Here is an 18541-nt window from a genome sequence, read left to right as displayed (position 1 = left end):
CGGTGGCCAATCATTCAAAGCTCATTCCTGCGAGTTGATCAATGACACTCATCATCGAGGACGGCACCAGCAAGCCTGACGCCGAAAGCTACGCAAGCGCCGCGGACCTGGTCATTTACGCCGGCAAGTTTGGCGTGGTCATTCCTGTGGATGTACCTGCACAGGAAGCACTGTTGCGCCGGGCCGCCTTGGCGATGGATGGCATGACTTGGAAAGGGCGCAAGACCAGCAGTGATCAAGCATTGGCCTGGCCTCGACGGGGCGTTGAACTTGATTGCGAAATCAAGCCTGACAACTACCTTCCGGCGCGCATCGAATACGGCCAGATGGCCTTGGCCTCAGAGATTCATGCTGACGACATCGACCCGCCAGAGAAGCGCAAAGGCGCGGTGACGCTGGAGCGTGTCGAAGGCGCGGTAACGCGTGAGTACGCCACGATCCTGAACACCAGCGGAAAACTGTTGCCGGCGGCGCCTGATCGACCAAGCGCCACGCAGTTCGCTGACTACCTTCAAAAGCGCGGGTTGTTTGCCGTGAGGGCTTAGTGGTAGCGTTTTACTTCCATCTAAAGGAAGAGAGTCATGTCTGTTAAAGCTAAAACTGCATCCGAGCTGCAGGCTTGGGATATTTACTTTGTAGCGGCTCTTGAGCATGCGAAAGAGAACGCAACTGGCGGGAATACTGATTCTTATCGGAACAGCCTAATAAAGGCTGCTGGAGAAATCGCCGATAAAATGCTTGAGGCTCGACGCCTCAGGAATTTCAACTGAATAGAGCCCAGCCGCAGTGCTGGGCTTTTCACATCTGGAGCCACAATGGCCTTCTACGACGAAATGGCCACGCTGGCTCTGGATATGATCACCGAGTTCGGCCAGCCCGTGATCATCCGTGCAACTACCGTCGGCGAGTACGACCCCGAAGCCGGTTCCGCGCCACCCGACACCGTGATCGATCAGACCGCCCAAGGCATGCTGATCGACTTCACCGGCCAAGAATTCCAGAACAACAGCCTCATCAAGCAGGGCGACAAGAAGCTCAAGATCGCCGCGCAGGGGTTGGCGTGGGTGCCGGGCTTACTGAACAAAGTAATCGTTCAAGGTCGTACCTGGTCAATTGTCCCTCCGCTGAAGGAGATCAACCCGGCCGGCACGCCGATTCTGTATGAATTGCAGGTGCGGTCATGAGCAAATACTCAGGCCTTAACGGCAGCTTTGCTGAAAACATCCGCCAGTTCGCCGAGCAAGCCAAATCAGGGCTTGATGCCACCTTCCGCGAGATCGTAATCGAGATCGGCAGCAGTGTTATCCGCATGTCACCGGTGGGCAACCCTGAGATTTGGGCGGCCAACGTTGCGCATCGCCAAACTAACACCGCGGCGGCTGATGCTTATGACGCACACGTCGAAGTGCGCAACGTCATCAAGTCGCTAACGCCCAGTAATTTCACGAAGGGCGGCAACCTAAAGCGCAGCGTGAAGTACGCTAAGCCACTGACTAAGACCGAACGCGATCAGAACTTCAACGTGAACGGCTTGGTCGCGGGCAAGGACTACGTGGGCGGGCGGTTCCGCGGGAACTGGCAGTTCTCGATTGATACCCCTGCCGACGGTGTGGTCGATCAGATCGACCCGTCGGGCAACGTCTCGGTGGCGGTGCTGAGGGCTCAGGTGCAGTCGCTGACCATCGGCCAGACGGCGTATCTGGTGAACAACCTGCCGTACGCTGTGCCACTTGAGTACGGTCATTCGAAACAAGCACCCGGTGGCATGGTCCGCATCACGCTGGCGCGGTTTCAGCAGATCGTCGATGAAGCCATCAGGAATAATCAGGTATGAGCCACAAGATCATCCGGTCCTTGCTTGAGGGACGATTGAAGACGTGGGCGGCAGCGCGTAGTCCCGTATTGCGCATTGCTTATCAAAACGTCGACTTCGCTCCAGCGGCCAACGAGACTTACCTTCGAGCATTCTTGCTACCAGCGGGCACGAACAGCAACGACCTTGCTGGAGCTCATCGGCTGTACACGGGGTTGTTTCAGATCACGATCGTGACACCCTCGGGCGGTGGAACTGGGGCAGCAGAGGGGCTGGCCGACGAACTGGCCGCGCTTTATCCGCTCAATGATCAGCTCGTCAAGACGGGCTTCGCTGTACAGGTGGCGACTCCTGTAAATCCAGGACCTGAGCAGCAAGAAAACACGGCCTTCGCGTTGCCGGTCTCATTCCAGTACCGAGCCGACACCACAACCTAATCCGCCTATTGGGCAAACCCAGAACCCGCCGTTAAGCGGGTTTTGTCATTTCTGCACAGAGGAAAACCCCATGGGCTACAAGCTCCCCAATGGTGCGACGTTTGAACACGCCGCCACCTACGCTGCCGCTCTGCCTTTCTCGGCCATCTCCAACGCCTCCGAAGCCATCTGCACCGTTGTTGGTGCCACGCTGGTCGTCGGTGACATCCTGCTCGTCACCTCTGGCTGGACCGCGCTAAACAACAAAGTTGTCCGCGTCAAGGCTGCGACCGCGACCGCAATCACCCTGGAAGCGATCGACACCACCAGCACCACGATCTACCCGGTCGGTTCGGGCGTAGGCAGCTTGAAAAAAGTGCTCACCTGGGTACAGATCCCGCAGATCACCGATGTAGCGTTCTCCGGCGGCGATCAGAACTATGCGGACATCGTCTTTCTTGAGGATCAGCAAGGCCGTCAGCTTCCGACAGACAAAGCCGCCGCCAGCCTGGTCCTGACCGTTGCCGACGACCCGACTCTACCCTATGTACCCATCGTGAGCGCTGCTGACATCGGCCAGACCTGCCAAGCCGCGCGCCTAAACCTGCCTGGCACCGACAAGCTGTACTACGGCGCCTACACCTCGTTCTCGCTGCAGCCGGCGGTTGCTCGAAGCAACATCCTGACCCGCACCGTCTCCCTGGCTCTGCAAGCCTCACCAACTCGATACCTGACGTAAGGAATCTTCATGGCAAAGTTTTCCATTGCGCCAAAACCGACGTTCACCGTCGAGGTGGCCATCCCTCAGGTGGGCGGAGCCCCAGAAATGGTGCCGTTCACGTTCAAGTACCGAGATCGCACAGCGTTGGCTGAACTGTTCGATGCCTGGAAGGCAAAAGCTGAAGCCATCGGCGAACGGTTCAAAGGCAAAGAGCCGACGCTGACGGAAGTTACCGAGGCAGAAGTTCAACAAGGGGTGGACCAGATCAAAGATCTGGTTGTTGCATGGGAGTTCGACGATGAGGTTAACGACGAATCGATCACTGCCCTCGTGAAGAGCTGCGTCGGTGTTTCTGATGCCGTCGTGAAGGCCTACAGCGAAGCCTACGGGAAAGCCCGCCTGGGAAACTGACCGACGTCGCGCGTGCGCTGTACGAGCCGACCGCTGACGCCGGGGTCCTTTCAGTGTTTGGCCTTACTTCGAAGGATGTCGATGACTCCTTCGAGGTATGGCCTGACAACTGGAAGTCGTTCCTTGTCATGGATTCGATGGGAACTCAGTGGCGTACAGGTGCGTGCGGCGCGACCGGACTCGATTACGGGGTCCTCCCGAACGTAATGCGGCTCATCGGCATACCCGCGAAGGATCGCCCGGGCGTGTTTCAGGACATTCGTGTCATGGAGTCGGAAGCCATCGCGGTAATGGCCGACGCCAACGACAACAGCCCGTAATCACGGGCACTTATTCAGGGTGAGTCGATGAACATTGCAGAGCTCGGGCTAAAGGTCGACTCGTCCGAAGCGGCCCAGGCTGCGACCGATCTCGACAAGATGGCGAAGTCCGGCGAACGCGCAGAACAATCCGCCGTCGGCCTGATGAAAGAAATGGAGGCGCTGGAGAAGTCACTGTCGAAAGGCGCGACCACCACTCAGGAACTGGCAAAGCAACGCGAAAGCCTGTCGAAGCTCACTGAGACTGGCGCTTATGGTGAAGCCGAGTTTTCCAAGGTCACTGCGCAACTCGACAAACAGCAAGCGGCGCTGGCCAAGTCGACTCTGGACGAACAGAAAGCCCTGAACAGTCTGCTTGGCGCAATTGATCCGGCCAAAGCTGCGATATCGAAGCTGGATACCCAGGTGGAGCAGTTGGGGAAACACCTCGATGCAGGCCGTATCAATCAGGATCAGTACAACTCTGCGCTGAGCAAGATCGACAAGGATTACGCCAAGCTCGAAAAAACTGCCACCGGGTTCGACAAGCTTCGTCTCGGCACTCGTCAGGCACAAGAGAACGTTGTTCAGCTCGGTAACGCCCTGTCATCCGGTGACTGGGGAAGCGGGGTGCGAGCAGTGGCTCAGTTGGGCGCCGGCGCCGGGGCCTCTGCTTCCAGTCTGCTGGCCATCCTTGGTCCTATCGCCCTGGTCACCGCCGCCATCGGTGGGTTGACCTTTGCCTATTACAAGGGCAGTGAAGAGCAGGACGCGTACAACAAGTCATTGGTGGTGACTGGTAATGCTGCTGGCGTGAGCGCTGGGCAGCTAGGAGAAATGGCACGTCAAGTTAGCGCCACTGTAGGCACAACAGGCCAAGCCGCTGAAGTGCTCGCACTGCTGGCTGGAAACGGCAAGATTGCCGGCGAGAGCTTTGCTGATATCACCCAGGCCGCCGTTTCCATGCAGGAAGCGACCGGTAAGGCCGTTAGTGAAACGGTCGCTGAGTTTTCGAAGCTTGCCGATGACCCGGTCAAAGCTTCGGCTGCGCTGAATGAGCAGTACCACTACCTGACTGCGTCGGTTTACTCGCAGATCGCTGCGTTGGAAGAACAGGGGAACCATGCCGGCGCCGTAAAGCTCGCGACAGAGCAATACGCTGACGCCATCAACGAGCGTACTCCGCGAATCCTTGAAAATCTGAGCATCTGGGAAAAGGCCTACAACCAAGTCGCCAAAGCCGCGGACAACCTGGAAAATATTGGCCGTAGCGATATTGGCGCCGATATTGAGCAGGCTCAGCGTGATCTTTCACGGGCTCAGGCGGGCGACGTTGGTCTGTTCCAAAACAAGCAGGAGATGATCGAGTTCTACAGCAATCGCCTCAACATGCTTGAGGATCAGAAGGCTGCTGAAGCTGATATCGCAAAGTACCAAGGCGACCAGGATAAGGCCCAGCTTGCATCCCAGCAAGCAATGGTCAAGATCGATGCGCTCACTAAGTCGTCCTGGACGAATGAGCAAAAGCGCGCGGATGCACTGAAGGAATATCGCCATCAGCTCGACGATATCCGGAAAACCGATCCAAATGACAAGCGCCTTGATCAAACGGTTGTCGACAAGAACATCTCGAACATCAATGACAAGTTCAAGGACCCGAAAGGGGCTGCGGGCAGCGTTGATCTGACCAGTTTCAATAACGCCAAAAATGCGTTGGCCGAAACTCTTGCCTACTACAAAAATGCGGACAAGGAACTCGAAGCTTCTCAGCGTGCCGGGGTGATCTCGCAGACCAGTTACACCGAACAGCGGGTCAGCCTGATGAAGCAACAAGCCGGAGAGGTTGCTCAGGGGTACCAGTCGGAAATCGACGCACTTGAGGATGCCAAGACCAAAAAGGGCGCCACTGCAGCGCAGATCATTCAGATCGATCAGAAGATCGCGGACGCCCGCAGCTCCATGGTCAAGGCGCAGCAGGAAAGCGATAGCGAACTGTCGATCATCGCGACCAACGAAGAAGGCCGGCTTCGCAAGCAAACACTGGCGGTCAACACCTACACCAGCGCTTTACAGCAGCAAGTCGAGACGCTTCGACAGCAAGGGTTGCGCGCAGCCGCCGGACTCGGCCAGGGTGATCGGCAGCGTGCGCTGACCGACCAACAAAACAGCATCGACGACAAGGCCAACGCCCAGCGCATCGATCTGGCCAACCAGTACGGTGACGGCTCGCGTGGCATGAGCCTCGACGAGTACAACGCCAAACTGAAAGCCGTCGCACAGAGTCAGCAGGATCTGCGCAATGTGGTGGTCGCCAACTATGACGACATGACCTCAGCGCAAGGTAGCTGGACTGCCGGCGCCTCGTCGGCCTGGGAGAACTACCTAGAGTCGACGCGTGACGTGGCGGGACAGACGAAAAGCCTGTTCACCAATGCCTTCAGTGCTGCGGAAGATGCCTTTGCTCAGTTTGTTACGACCGGAAAGGCATCGTTCTCGGACTTCGCCAAGTCGATCCTTGCTGACATGGCGCGTATCGCAGCACGGCAGGCCAGTTCGGCGGCGCTGAACGGTCTGTTCGGCTTGGCTACCTCTGCGGCCAGTTCGTACTTCGGTGGCAGCTCATCCACCTCTTTGGGCGCGTCTCAGTCTGGTTACTCCGCTCAGTACTTCCCACAAGCCAAGGGTGGCGCCTGGTCCGGCGGCGTGCAGATGTTCGCCAATGGTGGTGCCTTCACCAACAACATCGTCACCAAGCCAACAGCTTTTGGAATGGCCAACGGGCAGATGGGCGTAATGGGTGAGAAGACGGAAGAGGCGATTGTGCCGCTGGCTCGCGACTCGCAGGGGCGTCTTGGTGTGCGTGGCGGAGGCGGAAACTCCAGCGCGGTCAACGTCAGCGTAACGGTGGACGCCTCTGAGGGTGGCGGTGCCACGCCTGATCCGGCGCGTCTGGCCGAAGCTATCAAGGTCGTCTGCCGTCAGGAAATCGCAATTGCACGCCGTAACGGCGGGCAACTCGCTTAAGGAGGCATCATGCTGGCATTCACATGGCGAGCAACCTATGACGCCTCCCGGGTGATCACGCCGACGGTCAAGGTCGTCACGTTCGGTGATGGGTATGAGCAACGGCAGGGGACCGGCATCAACCGGCAGAGGCGCAAGTACTCGCTGACGTTCAAGCGGATCGACACCGAGATTGATGCCATTGACGCGTTCCTGATCGCCAGGGGCGCAATCGAAGCCTTCAACTACACGCACCCCGGTCACCCGATCGGGGTTTTTGTTTGTCGCGAATGGACACGAACTGACATCGCTCGCCGCGTTGACAGCATTTCCGCAACCTTCGAGGAGGTGTTCGAATGACCGCTCTTCAAGGTCAGCTTTCGCTGGCAACAGGCCTGTCCATCTGGGAAGGCTTCGAACTGATCCTGCCCGATCAGACCATTCGTTTTCACGCCGGCACCAATGAGACGTTGGGGTCGGTTGTTTGGAAAGGGGTCCTCTACACGCCATGGCCACTCAAGGGCTCTGAATTCTCAACGCCAAGCCAGGGCTCGCCGGCCCGGCCGAAGCTTCAGGTCGGCAACTTTGGCGGCACGATCTCTGCGCTCTGCCGGCAGTACGAAGACCTGCTGGGTGCCAAGCTCAAGCGCCGTCGCACGCTGGTCAAGTACCTGGACGCGGTGAATTTCACCACCGGCAACCCGACGGCCAATCCCGCCGAGGAATACCCGGTAGAAACCTGGATCATCACGCGCAAGGCATCGGAGAACTCGGCGTCTATCGAGTTCGATCTGGGGTCGCCGCTCGATCTAACCGGCGTCAAGCTTCCTCGGCGCCAAGTGATCGCCGGGACTTGCCTCTGGGCGTATCGCTCCGGTGAGTGCGGTTACGCCGGCGGGCCCGTGGCGGATTACCTGAATAACCCAACTAGCGATCCAGCAAGGGATCAATGCAGCCGCACCATGAAGGGCTGCAAGTTGCGCTTCGGTGAGTTCGCAGAGCTTCCGTTCGGCGGCTTCCCGGGTATTGCCAATGTGCCGAGGCTTTGATCATGAGCGAACTGTTCAAGAAATGCCGGTCTGACGCTGAGGCTCACGCCCGCGCCGAGTATCCGCGCGAGTCCTGCGGCTTGGTCGTCAGCGTTCGCGGAAAACCGCAGTACGTGCCGTGCCGCAACCAGTCGGACGAGACCGATCACTTCATCCTGCACCCCGAGGATTATGCGGCTGCCGAAGACCTGGGCGACATCGTCGTGATCGTCCATTCGCATCCGGACGTCGGCCCCGAGCCGAGCCTGCATGATCTTGCCAGCCACGCGGTAAGCCGAACCACCTGGTGGATCGTTGGCTTGGTCAATGGCGTGGCCACTTGGCATGAGATGCCAGCGAGCGGCGAACTGGCACTGGAAGGACGCGTCTTCGTCCATGGTGTCATCGACTGCTACACGCTGGTTCGCGATTACTATCGCCAGGTGCTTGGCATCACTCTGATGGATTTCCACCGCAAGGATGATTGGTGGAACAACGGCGAGAACCTGTACGTCGACAATTTCACCAAGGCCGGCTTCGTTCAAGTCGATACGCCGGAGCAGGGTGATCTGATCGTCATGGCCATCGGCAGCCCGACACCGTGTCATGGCGCGATCTGGCTGGACGGCGACGTGCTGCTGCATCACCTCTATGGGCGGCTGAGTTGCAAAGAGGTTTACGGTCGCGCGTACCGCGAGTGCACTACGCACATCCTGCGCTACAAGCGTGCACCCTCCTGACCGGGTTAGGTAATTAAAATGAATGCTCTACTTCAAGAAGAAATCTCTCAAACCACTGAACTACTTTTGCGTGAGACTCGGCATCATGTTCACGATGGTAGACGGTTATCAGATATTGCGGCGCGTTTCCACGGAGTGAAAATGCCCGATAGTCCCATGCCGAACGTAGATTTGTTGCCTGGGCCAAGCCTGGAATCTCTGCGTCTCGCTCTGCGAGCCAGGACTGCCAGCGCTCATGGATAGCCAGGATATTTGACTCGTCTATTGCTGAGACATGATCTCTAAATGTGAACTCAACATACGAGTGATAAAGATCATCGAATGCGGACAGACACCCTAGGGACATAAAGAGCCCGCCCGGTGCGTTGAGGGCTTCTAATACATACCGAAGGCCATTTTCTGTGGTGGCCTCATGTATCTCGTCTATGCGATGCGGTTCTGCAATGAGATCAATGCCGCCGTTGTTGCGATCGCCATCGGGGCTGATGCCTTCGGCGCGAAAAGGCCACTCCTGAAAGCCATCCTCGGTTTCAGCCTTCTTCATCTGCGGGTAATTTTGGTGAGCCGGCATAGATTGCTACCTTTCCGTTTTCCGCGCCGAAATTGGCGCTTCCCTAGTCCTTGGGCTTGCAGGCAAAGGACTGGGAAATCCGTTGCGTAAGGGCTGGAGGCTACTACGGAGGATGGCGGGGCGCTACGGACGATTCATAAAGGCGAATGCTCACCCCGTGTTGCGATTCGTAGCTGGGCTAAATCCCTCGTCGGGATGACATAAGTCTTCGCAAGAATATCGCCCACTCGTTGGAATTTTTCAGACTTGGCGAGAATGAATACTGTGATAATCCCCAGGAGCACTTCTATGTGCCTGGTGATACCGCGAATGAGTGACTGAACAAAAGTTGGAGGACCGCCGGCACCATTGATCACGCATATTTGAAAGACGAATTTTCCCGGCGTTTTACCCCCCCAGACCCATTCAAAAATCAAAAAATAGAACAGATACGAGGACGCTTGAAAAAACGGTCCGAAGTAAAGGCCTACTTCGTTCAGTCCATGAAGGGCGAGAATTAACGCAGCCATGTCGAGGATGTACGCACCCACTCGCCGCATTAGAAGACCTGTTCTTGACACTTCCATATACCGCTCCAATGCCTACTATCGAAGGTTAATCAGTCTGGCTTCCCAACCCCATTCTTTGAGTTTTTAGGGGGGGGTGGGCTCGACGTGTAGAGGCATAATGCTACTGTCTGCAAGCAGTGTGGCGTTACTGGGGATTCGTACAGGCGGAAAAGCCCTGCTACATTCGCCAAAACTCAACGAGGGAACGACATGAAACTGTTTTTAGGTGCTTTGGCGTTGATCGCGCTGGCGGGGTGTGTGTCGCCAAGCGATTTGCGGAATAACACCCCAACGGTGAGTGCGACCACCAAGAAAGACCCGAAGCAATACGCCTTGTGTGTGTTTCCTCAGTGGCAGGACGCGAGATCTGACGCAATGATGTCCGAAACTGAATACGGTTATCGTCTTGTAGTCGGAACGATGCAATTGACCGATGAGCTATTGGAGATCAAGAAAGCGCCATCAGGCAGTTCTGCAGTTTATTACCAGAGGTTGGCCTGGATGCCCGGCGTAGGCCGAACAGCAATTGAAGATGCGGTGCGTAATTGCCTGTAAATTTATTGATTCTTGCCAAAGCCCAGCCGCCACGCTGGGCTTTTTCGTTTAGAGGGATTTGTCTAACGCAACCGCCCTGTTAGAGTCGGCAAAACACATGGAGGCTCAGCAATGTGGAAAGCTATTACAGCCCTGGTATTTTTCGCGCTGGCGGGGTGTTCTACGAGCCCGGTGACCGAGCAGACTGCGAACCCTATCCCATCGGAAAGGGTATATGCCCCTGAATATGTAAAATCGGGCGATCTACCAGGTAAAGCAGAGGTAGTGTTTTTGCGTGACACCGGCATCTTTGGATCTGGATGTACCCATGATGTATACGTCAACAATACAAAGGTATTCGCGATCAGAAGCGGAGAGTTCATTCAGTTAAGCCTCGAGCCAGGGCCATACTTCTTTCGTTTAGAAACTGGAAGCGGAATGTGCCCAGACATTTCTACCTCGCAAGATGCAGATCTGAAAGCAGGGTCAAAAGTTGCCTACCGGATACTTCTCCCGTCTGATGGAAGTCTGAGGCTTACCAGAATCAGGTAACAATCAATTAATCAAAAAACCGCCCATAGAGGCGGTTTTTTATTGCCTGGAGAAAGGTATGAGCGTTGCAGTCAACCGTCAGCTGATGACTATCGTAAAGCTGTCCGGAAGCTTGGCAAAAGCCTTTTGGCGCCAAAAGAGCTATCTACTTGAAAGTGGAACGACCAATGAGGTGATGAGCGCTCTGAAGCACACCGTTGAAGGTTTTGAGTCCGAGATCACTCGACTTTCTCGATTGGGCGTGCGCTTCGCCATTTTCCGTAATCGGCAAAACGTTGGGACGGACGAGTTCGGTTTAACGGGAACTGCTGAGGTCCGTATTGTCCCGATTATTTCTGGCAGCAAACGCGGAGGACTGTTTCAAACTATCGCGGGCGTTGCTCTGATGGTTGCGTCGATCTGGCTCGGACCTGTCGCATTCTCCATTGGCTTATCTTTGACGATTGGCGGTGTTTCGCAATTGCTCACGCCAGTTCCTAAGACCGCCACCCAACAAGAACAAGCCACCACCGAAAACAAACCCAGCTACCTGTTCAACGGCGCGTTCAACTCGACCCAGCAAGGCCTGCCGGTTCCCATCGTCTATGGGCAAATGCTGGTGGGTTCGAGTGTCGTCGGTGTAGGTACCTGGGCGGAGGCGATCCCGGCATGAGCGAGCTTATTGAAGGTCGCAAGGGCGGGAAGAGCGGCGGTGGTGGCGGAGGGTCCGCAAGAACGCCTGTCGAGGCGCCGAACAGCCTGCGATCGCGTCAGCATGTCCGCACCCTGCACGCGATCAGTGAGGGCGAAATTAACGGTATCCCTTATGGCGCCATGGGGATTTTTTTCGACGATGTGCCGCTGCAAAACCCTGACGGAAGCTTCAACTTTTCCGATGTTATTCTTGATTACCGTTACGGGACGCAGTGGCAGCCCTACATGCCCATGACCGGGCTTGAGGCGGAACAGACAATTGGGCTTGAACTCAAGGCGGGAGTTTCGGCCGAACGCGCCATCACTGACACCGATGTAGACGCGGTCCGGGTGACGGTCAGCACCCCACAGCTGTCCACTCAAAACACCCAAAACGGGGACATGACCGGAGCAAGAGCCGATTTCCGCATTGAAGGGAAGGTTGGTAGTGGCGCCTGGTTTGCGCTGTGTGGCGACCTGGCGATTGATGGCAAGACCATGAGCCGCACGCAGTTTTCGTATTACATACGTCTGCCGGCTTCCGGCGGCTCACCGCGTTACGTGCGGGTTACCCGGCTCACTGCGGACTCTGTTAGCTCATCGATCCAAAACCGTACCTTCTTCGACAGCTTGACGCTGCTGTGGGATGAAAAACTGCGTTACCCCAACACCGCCATGGTCGGCATCTCGATTGATGCACAGCAGTTCTCCAGCATCCCGCGCATGGCGTTCATGGTTCAGGGGATTAAGGTTCTGGTGCCGGTCAACTACGACCCGGCCACCCGGATCTACAGCGGATCGTGGGATGGCACGTTCAAGCGCGCGTGGACGGATAACCCGGCCTGGATCTGGTACGACATGCTGACCAATACCCGTTACGGGCTGGGAGGCTTGCTCGATTCGTCCCTGATTGATAAATACGCGCTTTACAGCATCTCGCAATACTGCGACGTGCTGGTTCCAAATGGTTACGGCACCGGCGGCTATGAACCTCGTTTTACCTGCAACATGGCCCTGACCACCCAGCAAGACGCATGGAAGCTGGTCAATGATATGGCCTCCGTGTTTCGGGCGATCTGTTTCTGGGCGGGCGGTGCGCTGACGGCTGTGCAGGATGCGCCGCGCACCAGTCGGTATTTGTTCAATAACGCGAATATCGTCGGGGGCGACTTCGGCTATCAATCAGTGGCGTCAGATCAGCGCTTCAACATGGCGGCTGTCACCTGGAACGATCCTTTTCAGCAATACAAGCAGTCGGTCGAGATTGTCGAGCGGCCTGAACTGATTGCCAAATGGGGTCGTATCCAGCAGACCGACGTTGTCGCCGTTGGCTGCAGGTCGCGCGGCCAGGCACGTCGACTGGGTCGCTGGATTCTTTTCGCCGAAAGCGAGGCGGTAACGTTCGCCGTCGGCGCTGACGGGGCAATCCCTTTGCCCGGCGATATCATCGACATCGCCGATGCCAACCGCGCCGGCGCGCGCAATGGCGGCCGATTGCTGGCTGGCAGTACAACCACAGCCTTGCTCCTTGACGCCCCGCTAGGGTTCGGCGGGGGCGGCGTGATCAGCGTCATTCTGGCCGACGGCAGCTATGCCAGCCGGAGCGTCTCTGTTTCGACGGGCGCCACTTCCGTGGTCGTCTCGCCGGCATTACCTTCTGCACCACTGGCGTCGGCTCCCTGGGTCTTTGCCGGTGCCGCACTGGACACGCAGAAGTTCCGCGTCGTCGGCATTACGGAGGGTGACGACGGGACATATGCCATCAGCGCTGTCGCCTACGATGCCGACAAGTTCAACGAGGTGGACTTCGGGATTCCTGATGTCGATGCCCCAACGAGCATCGTCAACTTGGCAGCACCGGATGCCGTCGGCCAACTGACCTTCCTTGAGTCGCTGTATGACACTGGGACAGGGCTTGCAGCTGCCAGGCTGTCGGTCAGCTGGACTCCTTCAGCAAGGGCTATGCGTTACCTGGTCGAAGTCCTTAAACCGGGTGGGAACTGGGAGTTCGTTGGCGAAATATCGACGCCAAACATTGATTTCGAGTCTGCGTCCGCTGGTGCATGGTCGGTTCAGGTCACGCCCAGGTCCGTGCTTGGACTGTCCGGCCCTTCGTCACGGCAAAGCTATACGGCTCAGGCACTTCTGGCTCCGCCGGGGGCGCTGTCCGGCCTCCGGTTGGATGTCATCAATAGTGTCGCAACTCTGGCGTGGGACCCAGTCCCTGAGCTGGATGTGAAGCTGGGCGGTAGCGTTAATATCCGCCAGTCCCGCAACACGTCGGCGAATTGGGATACAGCACTGCCGCTCACCGAGGTAGCGGGGCGCTCAACATCCGCGGTCGTTTCGCTGTTGCCCGGCAAGTATTTGGCGCGCGCGGTTGACTCCTCCGGGGTCGGCGGGCCGATCACTGAAGTCTGGTCTGATGCGCAAGTCCCTCTGCCGGACAACGTTGTCCTGACGGTCACGGAGTCGCCTGCATTCTCTGGCGTTGCGGTTAATGCCGCAGTCGCTGGAGGCGTGCTGAAAATGGCCGCGCTCGGGCTGTTCGATGACATTCCCGATCTTGATGCATGGCTCGGGGAGATCGACAAGTACGGCGGCTCTAGCCTGTCGATGACCTACAGCTTCGCGGCGCCTTCCGATCTGGGTTACGTCTACGACTGCCGCCTGACGGCGAACGTTGAAGCCGTGCTGTACGACGACGGCAGCTACATCGACACGATTGTTGATTTCGACTCGATGATCAGCATCGACGGCGACCCACCGGTCGGCGCCTCGCTGTCTCTGTGGGTTCGAACCTCCGACGTGTTGCCGGCTGCCTGGTCTGCGTGGAAACCGTTTGTTGTCGGTGACTACCGCGCTCGTGTCTTCGACTTCCAGCTTCGTGGGGAGGTCCTGCTGGCGACGAACTGGATCGACGTCTCGACCCTTGAGGTGACGATTGATATGCCAGACCGGATCGAGAGCGGGAACGACATCCCGGTTCCAGCCTTGGGCCTGCCAGTCGTGTACTCGCCACCGTTCAAAGCCAGCCCAGCCGTCAGCCTGACAGCGCAAGGCCTCTCGCCTGGCGATTATCTCGACGTCTCTGCCAAGACCGTCTTCGGCTTCACGGTCTTCATCCGCAATTCCAGTGGGGTAGCCCAGTCGGGCCGCTCGATTGACTACATCTCAAAGGGATACTGACCTATGTCGCAGCATGACTTTACTGTGGATAACGGGGCGGGCGTTGCTGTCCGCGCCGATATCAATCTGGCGCTGAAGGCCTTGGCATCGCAGAGCAGCGGCGCTTCTGCGCCGAGCCCTACTTTCCCGGCGCAGGTATGGGCGGACACTGGGACCGGTCGACTCAAGCAGCGTAACGCGGCTAACTCGGCATGGGTCGACAAAGGCCCAATTGACGGGCCGATGGCGCCACTGGATTCTCCTGTGTTCACCACACTTGTACAGGTGCCGAACGCCGCAAGCGCGAATCAGGCAGTCGCTTTTGGCCAAGTGTCTGGGGTAGTTGGGCAGGCTCGAAATGCAAGGCTTTACCAAAGCACCGCATCATCGATTGCGACCTTTACTGCAGACGAAGTGGTTGTGGAGACTGTACTTGGCGGCTTGCGATACTGCCTGCCGAACGTCAACAAAACGATCAACCTGGGCACGGTCGGCGCTGGCGGCATGGATACCGGAGCGGCGCCTGTTTCTGGATTTGTTGGGCTCTACGCGATTTACAACCCTAGCACCGCCGCGTCGGCCCTGCTGGCAGTCAATGCAAGCGCCTTGGTGGGCCAGGTGTACGGGGGTGCCAACATGCCGGCTGGGTACACAGCCTCGGCGTTGATTGCGGTGCTGCCAACGAACGCCAGCAGCCAGTTTCTGCCTGTGCTGTTGCGCGACCGAAGGGTCAGCTTTGCGCCAAGAACAGCAATTTCTACAAACACCATGGCGGGGTCACCAACCGCGCTATCTGTCTCGGGTTCAATTCCGGCAAACGCGGTATCAGTCGGCGGCAGTTTTGGCCTGACCAGCACTGTCGCGAGCAACCTGAGCACAACTCTGTCTGAAGATGCTGTCAATGCATTGGCCGGCTCGCAGTTCGCGTTAAATGGCGTGACGCTAGTTAACACATTTGAACTGGATGTCACCGGCGCCCAGTTTATTTATTACCAGTGCGCAAGCTCGGCCGGCACCCCGACCTACGGCATCAACACCACTTCTTACAGGTTCTGATATGACCACTTTATTTGTGCAGTTTGAAGATGATGAAGAGCTGAAGATTGTTTCTGTGTTCGGCAACCAGCAGGACGCTGATGTGTACCCTAACCAAGGAGTCGTTGCCGATAATGATCCTCGGTATATGGCATTCATTAATCCGCCGCCAGTGATCGTCACAAATCCATTGGACAAGTTGAAAGCATTCTTGCTGGCAAATCCTGATGTTGCCGCCATCCTGGAATAGAGCTTGTTGCAAGAAAAGCACCCGCCATAGAGCGGGTTTATTTTTGCCTGGAAAAAAATGAAAGTTACCGAAAATGATCGCGACATCCTCGCACGCACGCTATGGGGTGAGGCTCGCGGGGAATCGCTGGCCGGCCAGATCGCCGTGGCCTGGACCATCCGCAACCGGGTGTTCGATGGAAAGACCAAGTCATGGTGGGGTGAGGGGTACGCCAGCGTCTGCCTGAAACCTACGATTACGGCGCTCGGAGCGATTTAGTCGGCCTGGAAATCCTTATAGAGGAAAGGTTTACGCCGGAGTTCTGCGAGGCTTTGATTGAGATAACCGACGTAATCCCAATGCCTAGCGAACGTTGGCGGCACATAGATGGGGTATTTTTGCCTAGCGATTCCAGTAGCTGATAAATTCCGACAGGATGCCTGCGCCGTTTGTATTCAAGCGCGGGACATCCTGTACACTTAGCTCAAAAAGGAGTGAGAATGAATCGAGATTTTTCAAACCGTCATGTTGCTGCGCTTGACGGGTTAAGGGGATGCGCTGCCTTAGCGGTTACATTTTTCCATGGGATTCTTCATTACAATGTTGGCCTTGTTGGAAGTGTTTTGTATGCGCCCGTAATAACTATTTCGAATTGGTCTGATGCACTAAACAAGGCTCTACTTGCCGTATTCAATGGCGACAGTGCAGTGCTGCTTTTTTTCGTCCTTAGCGGATACGTTCTTAGTGGATCAATTGATCGCAATCTGAATAAAGTGGGGAATGCTTGGGTTGTTTCCGCAGACTTTTTCATTAAGCGGTGCACCAGAATCTACCCGGCAATGATTGGTTGCATGCTTTTATACTGGGTTATTTTTTTGATGGTAGGTGGCAAGATCGAGTACCCAGCAGTTAACTTTGAGGTTTTCTGGAAGAGCGCATCACTTTACGAACCTACTATCCATGGACCGTCCTGGAGCTTGCAGGTTGAGATGTTTGCGGCACCGTTTGTGTTGTTGTTTGTGCTGTTGCGGCGGAAATTTGGCTTTTTTGCTCTTATTCTCGCTGCCTGCTACGCGACTTTCGCGATTGACTATCCGGTTTTGGTCGGCTACTTGAATAATCTATGGCCGTACCTCCTCGCCTTTGCTATCGGTGTTGGTGTCGCTTCTCCTCAAATATCCGAGATAAAATTTGAAGTTAAGCCGTGGCACCTTGCGGTGGCAATTTTCGCATTCGTTTTTGCTAGACACTGCGTCCCTAGAGCTGGTGTGTCGGGATTAGTCGCTCAATCCATACTTGGTGGCATGGTTGTGTACACGGCAGCCTCTGTTAGGCGGGGGTTGATTCACCGCTTTTTGGTGTCTGCTCCAGTTCTATTTATGGGGAGAATTAGTTATAGTTTTTATCTGATCAATGTTCCTATTCTTTATCTGGTTTGGGGGGTTATGTCGAAAGTATATCCCCTGCAAGTTGTTGCATATCCACTTATTGCTGGGCTTGGGTCGGCATTCATCTCAACAGCTATTACTATTCCGATTTCCGCTTTTTCAGAAAAGTATATCGAACGACTTGGCATAAGCCTAGGGAAGCTATTAACGTTTTGGAGTATTCCAGCGCGCCAGTCTGCCTAATGTAAAAAATAATATTAAACCGCCTCCGGGCGGTTTTTTATTTCTGGAGAAAAGTAATGCCCATAACCGCGCAGCAACTGCTGCAGATCCTCCCGAACGCCGGCCAAAGAGCCGGCGTTTTTGTTCCTGTCCTAAACACGGCGATGCAGCGGTACCAGATTGTCGGGTCCAAGAGGTTGGCCGCCTTCATTGCCCAGATCGGGCACGAGTCCGGCCAGTTGCTCTACGTCCGGGAGATTTGGGGTCCGACCCCAGCCCAAGCCAAGTATGAGGGGCGGGCGGACCTTGGCAATTCCGTAAAGGGTGACGGTTCCAGATACCGGGGGCGAGGCCTGATTCAGATCACCGGCCGGGCCAACTATGCCGCCTGCGGCGAAGCGCTGGGTCTGGACTTGATCAATCAGCCTGAGTTGCTGGAGCAGCCGCAGTATGCCTGCCTGTCGGCGGCGTGGTTCTGGGCAACGAAGGGACTGAACACCTTGGCCGATCAGGACCAGTTCAACAGCATCACCCGGCGCATCAACGGCGGCTTGAACGGCCTTCAGGATCGACTTGAGATATGGGCTCGCGCCCGGGCGGTGCTGGCATGATTCCGCTTTCATGGCGTATCGGCGGCGCATTGGTACTGATCGTAACGTTGATGGGCGGTAGTGCGGCGCTGGCGTGGCAGATTCAGGACTCGCGCTTGGGTAAGCAGCTTGCCGAGCAGGCCGGATTGCACAAGGACGACCTGACCACCATCAGCAACGCGGCCGCCGCTCAGGTGCGTGCCGATCAAGACAAGCGCCTGGCGCTCGAGCAGCGGCTGGCGGCCAGCGATCAAACCCATCACAAGGAACTGACAGATGCTCAAACTGATCAGGCGCGCCTGCGCGATCGCCTTGCCACTTCTGATTTGCGGCTGTCAGTCTTTCTCGATGCCACAGATCCGGCCAGTGGCTGTTCAGTGCCAACCGGTACCGAAGCCGGCGGCATGGTTCATGGAGGCGCGCGCGCCAGACTTGACCCAGCGCATGCTCAACGAATTATCGGCATCACCGACAGCGGCGACCAAGGACTCATCGCCCTGAGAGCCTGCCAGGCCTATGCGAGAGAGGTTTCGACGCCGAAGTAGCCTCTTATGCGCTGACCTTAGCGCCAGCCTTGAGCTTGTAACGTCGGCGCAGCTCG

At 56.7% G+C, this 18541-nt stretch carries 22 protein-coding genes and 1 pseudogene; 21 read left to right on the top strand and 2 right to left on the bottom strand.

Translation table 11 applies throughout. The features are described 5' to 3' along the window. Positions 1-41: 41 nt before the first annotated feature. The 12 genes from C7534_RS11205 (at position 42) to C7534_RS11150 (ending at position 8431) form a co-directional block, all read left to right on the top strand. On the top strand, positions 42-545 hold the full coding sequence (locus C7534_RS11205) for a DnaT-like ssDNA-binding protein (RefSeq protein WP_109785795.1): 504 nt from the start codon (positions 42-44) through the stop codon (positions 543-545). A gap of 36 nt (positions 546-581) precedes the next feature. Continuing rightward, positions 582-770, top strand: a complete 189-nt coding sequence (locus tag C7534_RS11200; RefSeq protein ID WP_109785794.1) for a hypothetical protein — start codon at positions 582-584, stop codon at positions 768-770. A gap of 45 nt (positions 771-815) precedes the next feature. Continuing rightward, the gene (locus C7534_RS11195; protein ID WP_109785793.1) at positions 816-1184 is read left to right on the top strand and encodes a hypothetical protein; all 369 of its coding nucleotides are present in this window, start codon (positions 816-818) and stop codon (positions 1182-1184) included. After that, positions 1181-1834, top strand: a complete 654-nt coding sequence (locus C7534_RS11190) for a hypothetical protein (RefSeq protein WP_109785792.1) — start codon at positions 1181-1183, stop codon at positions 1832-1834. The genes C7534_RS11195 and C7534_RS11190 overlap by 4 nt, the downstream gene beginning before the upstream one ends. Then, positions 1831-2250 (top strand): phage tail terminator-like protein, encoded by a 420-nt coding sequence (locus C7534_RS11185; RefSeq protein WP_109785791.1) that lies wholly within the window; start codon positions 1831-1833, stop codon positions 2248-2250. Before C7534_RS11190 ends, C7534_RS11185 begins: the two co-directional genes overlap by 4 nt. A gap of 70 nt (positions 2251-2320) precedes the next feature. Then, positions 2321-2968, top strand: coding sequence for a phage tail protein (locus C7534_RS11180; protein WP_109785790.1), 648 nt, complete (start codon positions 2321-2323; stop codon positions 2966-2968). A 9-nt stretch (positions 2969-2977) separates the two neighbouring features. Next, positions 2978-3361: a phage tail assembly chaperone gene (locus C7534_RS11175; RefSeq protein ID WP_109785789.1), complete on the top strand. Its 384-nt coding sequence runs from the start codon at positions 2978-2980 to the stop codon at positions 3359-3361. 53 nt (positions 3362-3414) lie between these two features. Next, positions 3415-3681, top strand: a complete 267-nt coding sequence (locus C7534_RS11170) for a DUF1799 domain-containing protein (RefSeq protein WP_256594764.1) — start codon at positions 3415-3417, stop codon at positions 3679-3681. A 27-nt stretch (positions 3682-3708) separates the two neighbouring features. Beyond that, positions 3709-6684, top strand: coding sequence for a phage tail tape measure protein (locus C7534_RS11165; protein WP_109785787.1), 2976 nt, complete (start codon positions 3709-3711; stop codon positions 6682-6684). 9 nt (positions 6685-6693) lie between these two features. Then, positions 6694-7023 carry a phage tail protein gene (locus C7534_RS11160; protein WP_109785786.1) on the top strand — a complete coding sequence of 110 codons (330 nt, stop codon included), beginning with the start codon at positions 6694-6696 and terminating at the stop codon, positions 7021-7023. After that, a complete protein-coding gene (locus tag C7534_RS11155; RefSeq protein WP_109785785.1) occupies positions 7020-7712 on the top strand; it encodes a phage minor tail protein L in 693 nt (230 codons plus the stop codon). Before C7534_RS11160 ends, C7534_RS11155 begins: the two co-directional genes overlap by 4 nt. A 2-nt stretch (positions 7713-7714) precedes the next feature. After that, positions 7715-8431: a C40 family peptidase gene (locus C7534_RS11150; protein ID WP_109785784.1), complete on the top strand. Its 717-nt coding sequence runs from the start codon at positions 7715-7717 to the stop codon at positions 8429-8431. A 13-nt stretch (positions 8432-8444) separates the two neighbouring features. Here C7534_RS11150 and C7534_RS11145 read toward each other — a convergent pair whose 3' ends face one another. Further along, positions 8445-9002 (bottom strand): hypothetical protein, encoded by a 558-nt coding sequence (locus tag C7534_RS11145; protein ID WP_109785783.1) that lies wholly within the window; start codon positions 9000-9002, stop codon positions 8445-8447. Positions 9003-9136: 134 nt separating this feature from the next. After that, positions 9137-9568, bottom strand: a complete 432-nt coding sequence (locus C7534_RS11140; RefSeq protein ID WP_109785782.1) for an RDD family protein — start codon at positions 9566-9568, stop codon at positions 9137-9139. A 192-nt stretch (positions 9569-9760) separates the two neighbouring features. Here C7534_RS11140 and C7534_RS11135 point away from each other — a divergent pair, with 192 nt between their 5' ends. From C7534_RS11135 to C7534_RS11085, 9 genes and pseudogenes are all read left to right on the top strand, one after another. Beyond that, on the top strand, positions 9761-10105 hold the full coding sequence (locus C7534_RS11135; protein ID WP_109785781.1) for a hypothetical protein: 345 nt from the start codon (positions 9761-9763) through the stop codon (positions 10103-10105). Positions 10106-10694: 589 nt separating this feature from the next. Continuing rightward, entirely contained in the window at positions 10695-11288 is a 594-nt protein-coding gene (locus C7534_RS11125) for a tail assembly protein (protein WP_109785779.1), read from the top strand. Continuing rightward, positions 11285-14497 (top strand): host specificity protein J, encoded by a 3213-nt coding sequence (locus C7534_RS11120; protein ID WP_109785778.1) that lies wholly within the window; start codon positions 11285-11287, stop codon positions 14495-14497. Before C7534_RS11125 ends, C7534_RS11120 begins: the two co-directional genes overlap by 4 nt. A gap of 3 nt (positions 14498-14500) precedes the next feature. Next, on the top strand, positions 14501-15532 hold the full coding sequence (locus C7534_RS11115; RefSeq protein WP_218278076.1) for a hypothetical protein: 1032 nt from the start codon (positions 14501-14503) through the stop codon (positions 15530-15532). Between the two features lies 1 nt (position 15533). Next, positions 15534-15761: a hypothetical protein gene (locus C7534_RS11110; RefSeq protein ID WP_109785777.1), complete on the top strand. Its 228-nt coding sequence runs from the start codon at positions 15534-15536 to the stop codon at positions 15759-15761. A 57-nt stretch (positions 15762-15818) separates the two neighbouring features. Next, a pseudogene (locus tag C7534_RS11105) lies at positions 15819-15992 on the top strand (cell wall hydrolase); the annotation flags it as partial. Between the two features lie 248 nt (positions 15993-16240). Beyond that, complete coding sequence (locus C7534_RS11100; RefSeq protein WP_109785776.1) at positions 16241-17371, top strand: acyltransferase family protein; 1131 nt, start codon at positions 16241-16243, stop codon at positions 17369-17371. A 56-nt stretch (positions 17372-17427) separates the two neighbouring features. Next, on the top strand, positions 17428-17961 hold the full coding sequence (locus tag C7534_RS11090; RefSeq protein WP_109785775.1) for a glycoside hydrolase family 19 protein: 534 nt from the start codon (positions 17428-17430) through the stop codon (positions 17959-17961). Continuing rightward, positions 17958-18485 (top strand): lysis system i-spanin subunit Rz, encoded by a 528-nt coding sequence (locus C7534_RS11085; RefSeq protein WP_109785986.1) that lies wholly within the window; start codon positions 17958-17960, stop codon positions 18483-18485. Before C7534_RS11090 ends, C7534_RS11085 begins: the two co-directional genes overlap by 4 nt. Positions 18486-18541: the final 56 nt, after the last annotated feature.

The organism is Pseudomonas sp. OV226, assembly GCF_003148705.1.
Taxonomy (GTDB): Bacteria; Pseudomonadota; Gammaproteobacteria; order Pseudomonadales; family Pseudomonadaceae; genus Aquipseudomonas.
Note: the sequence above shows the minus strand (reverse complement) of the source record. Positions and strands in the feature narration are given on the sequence as shown.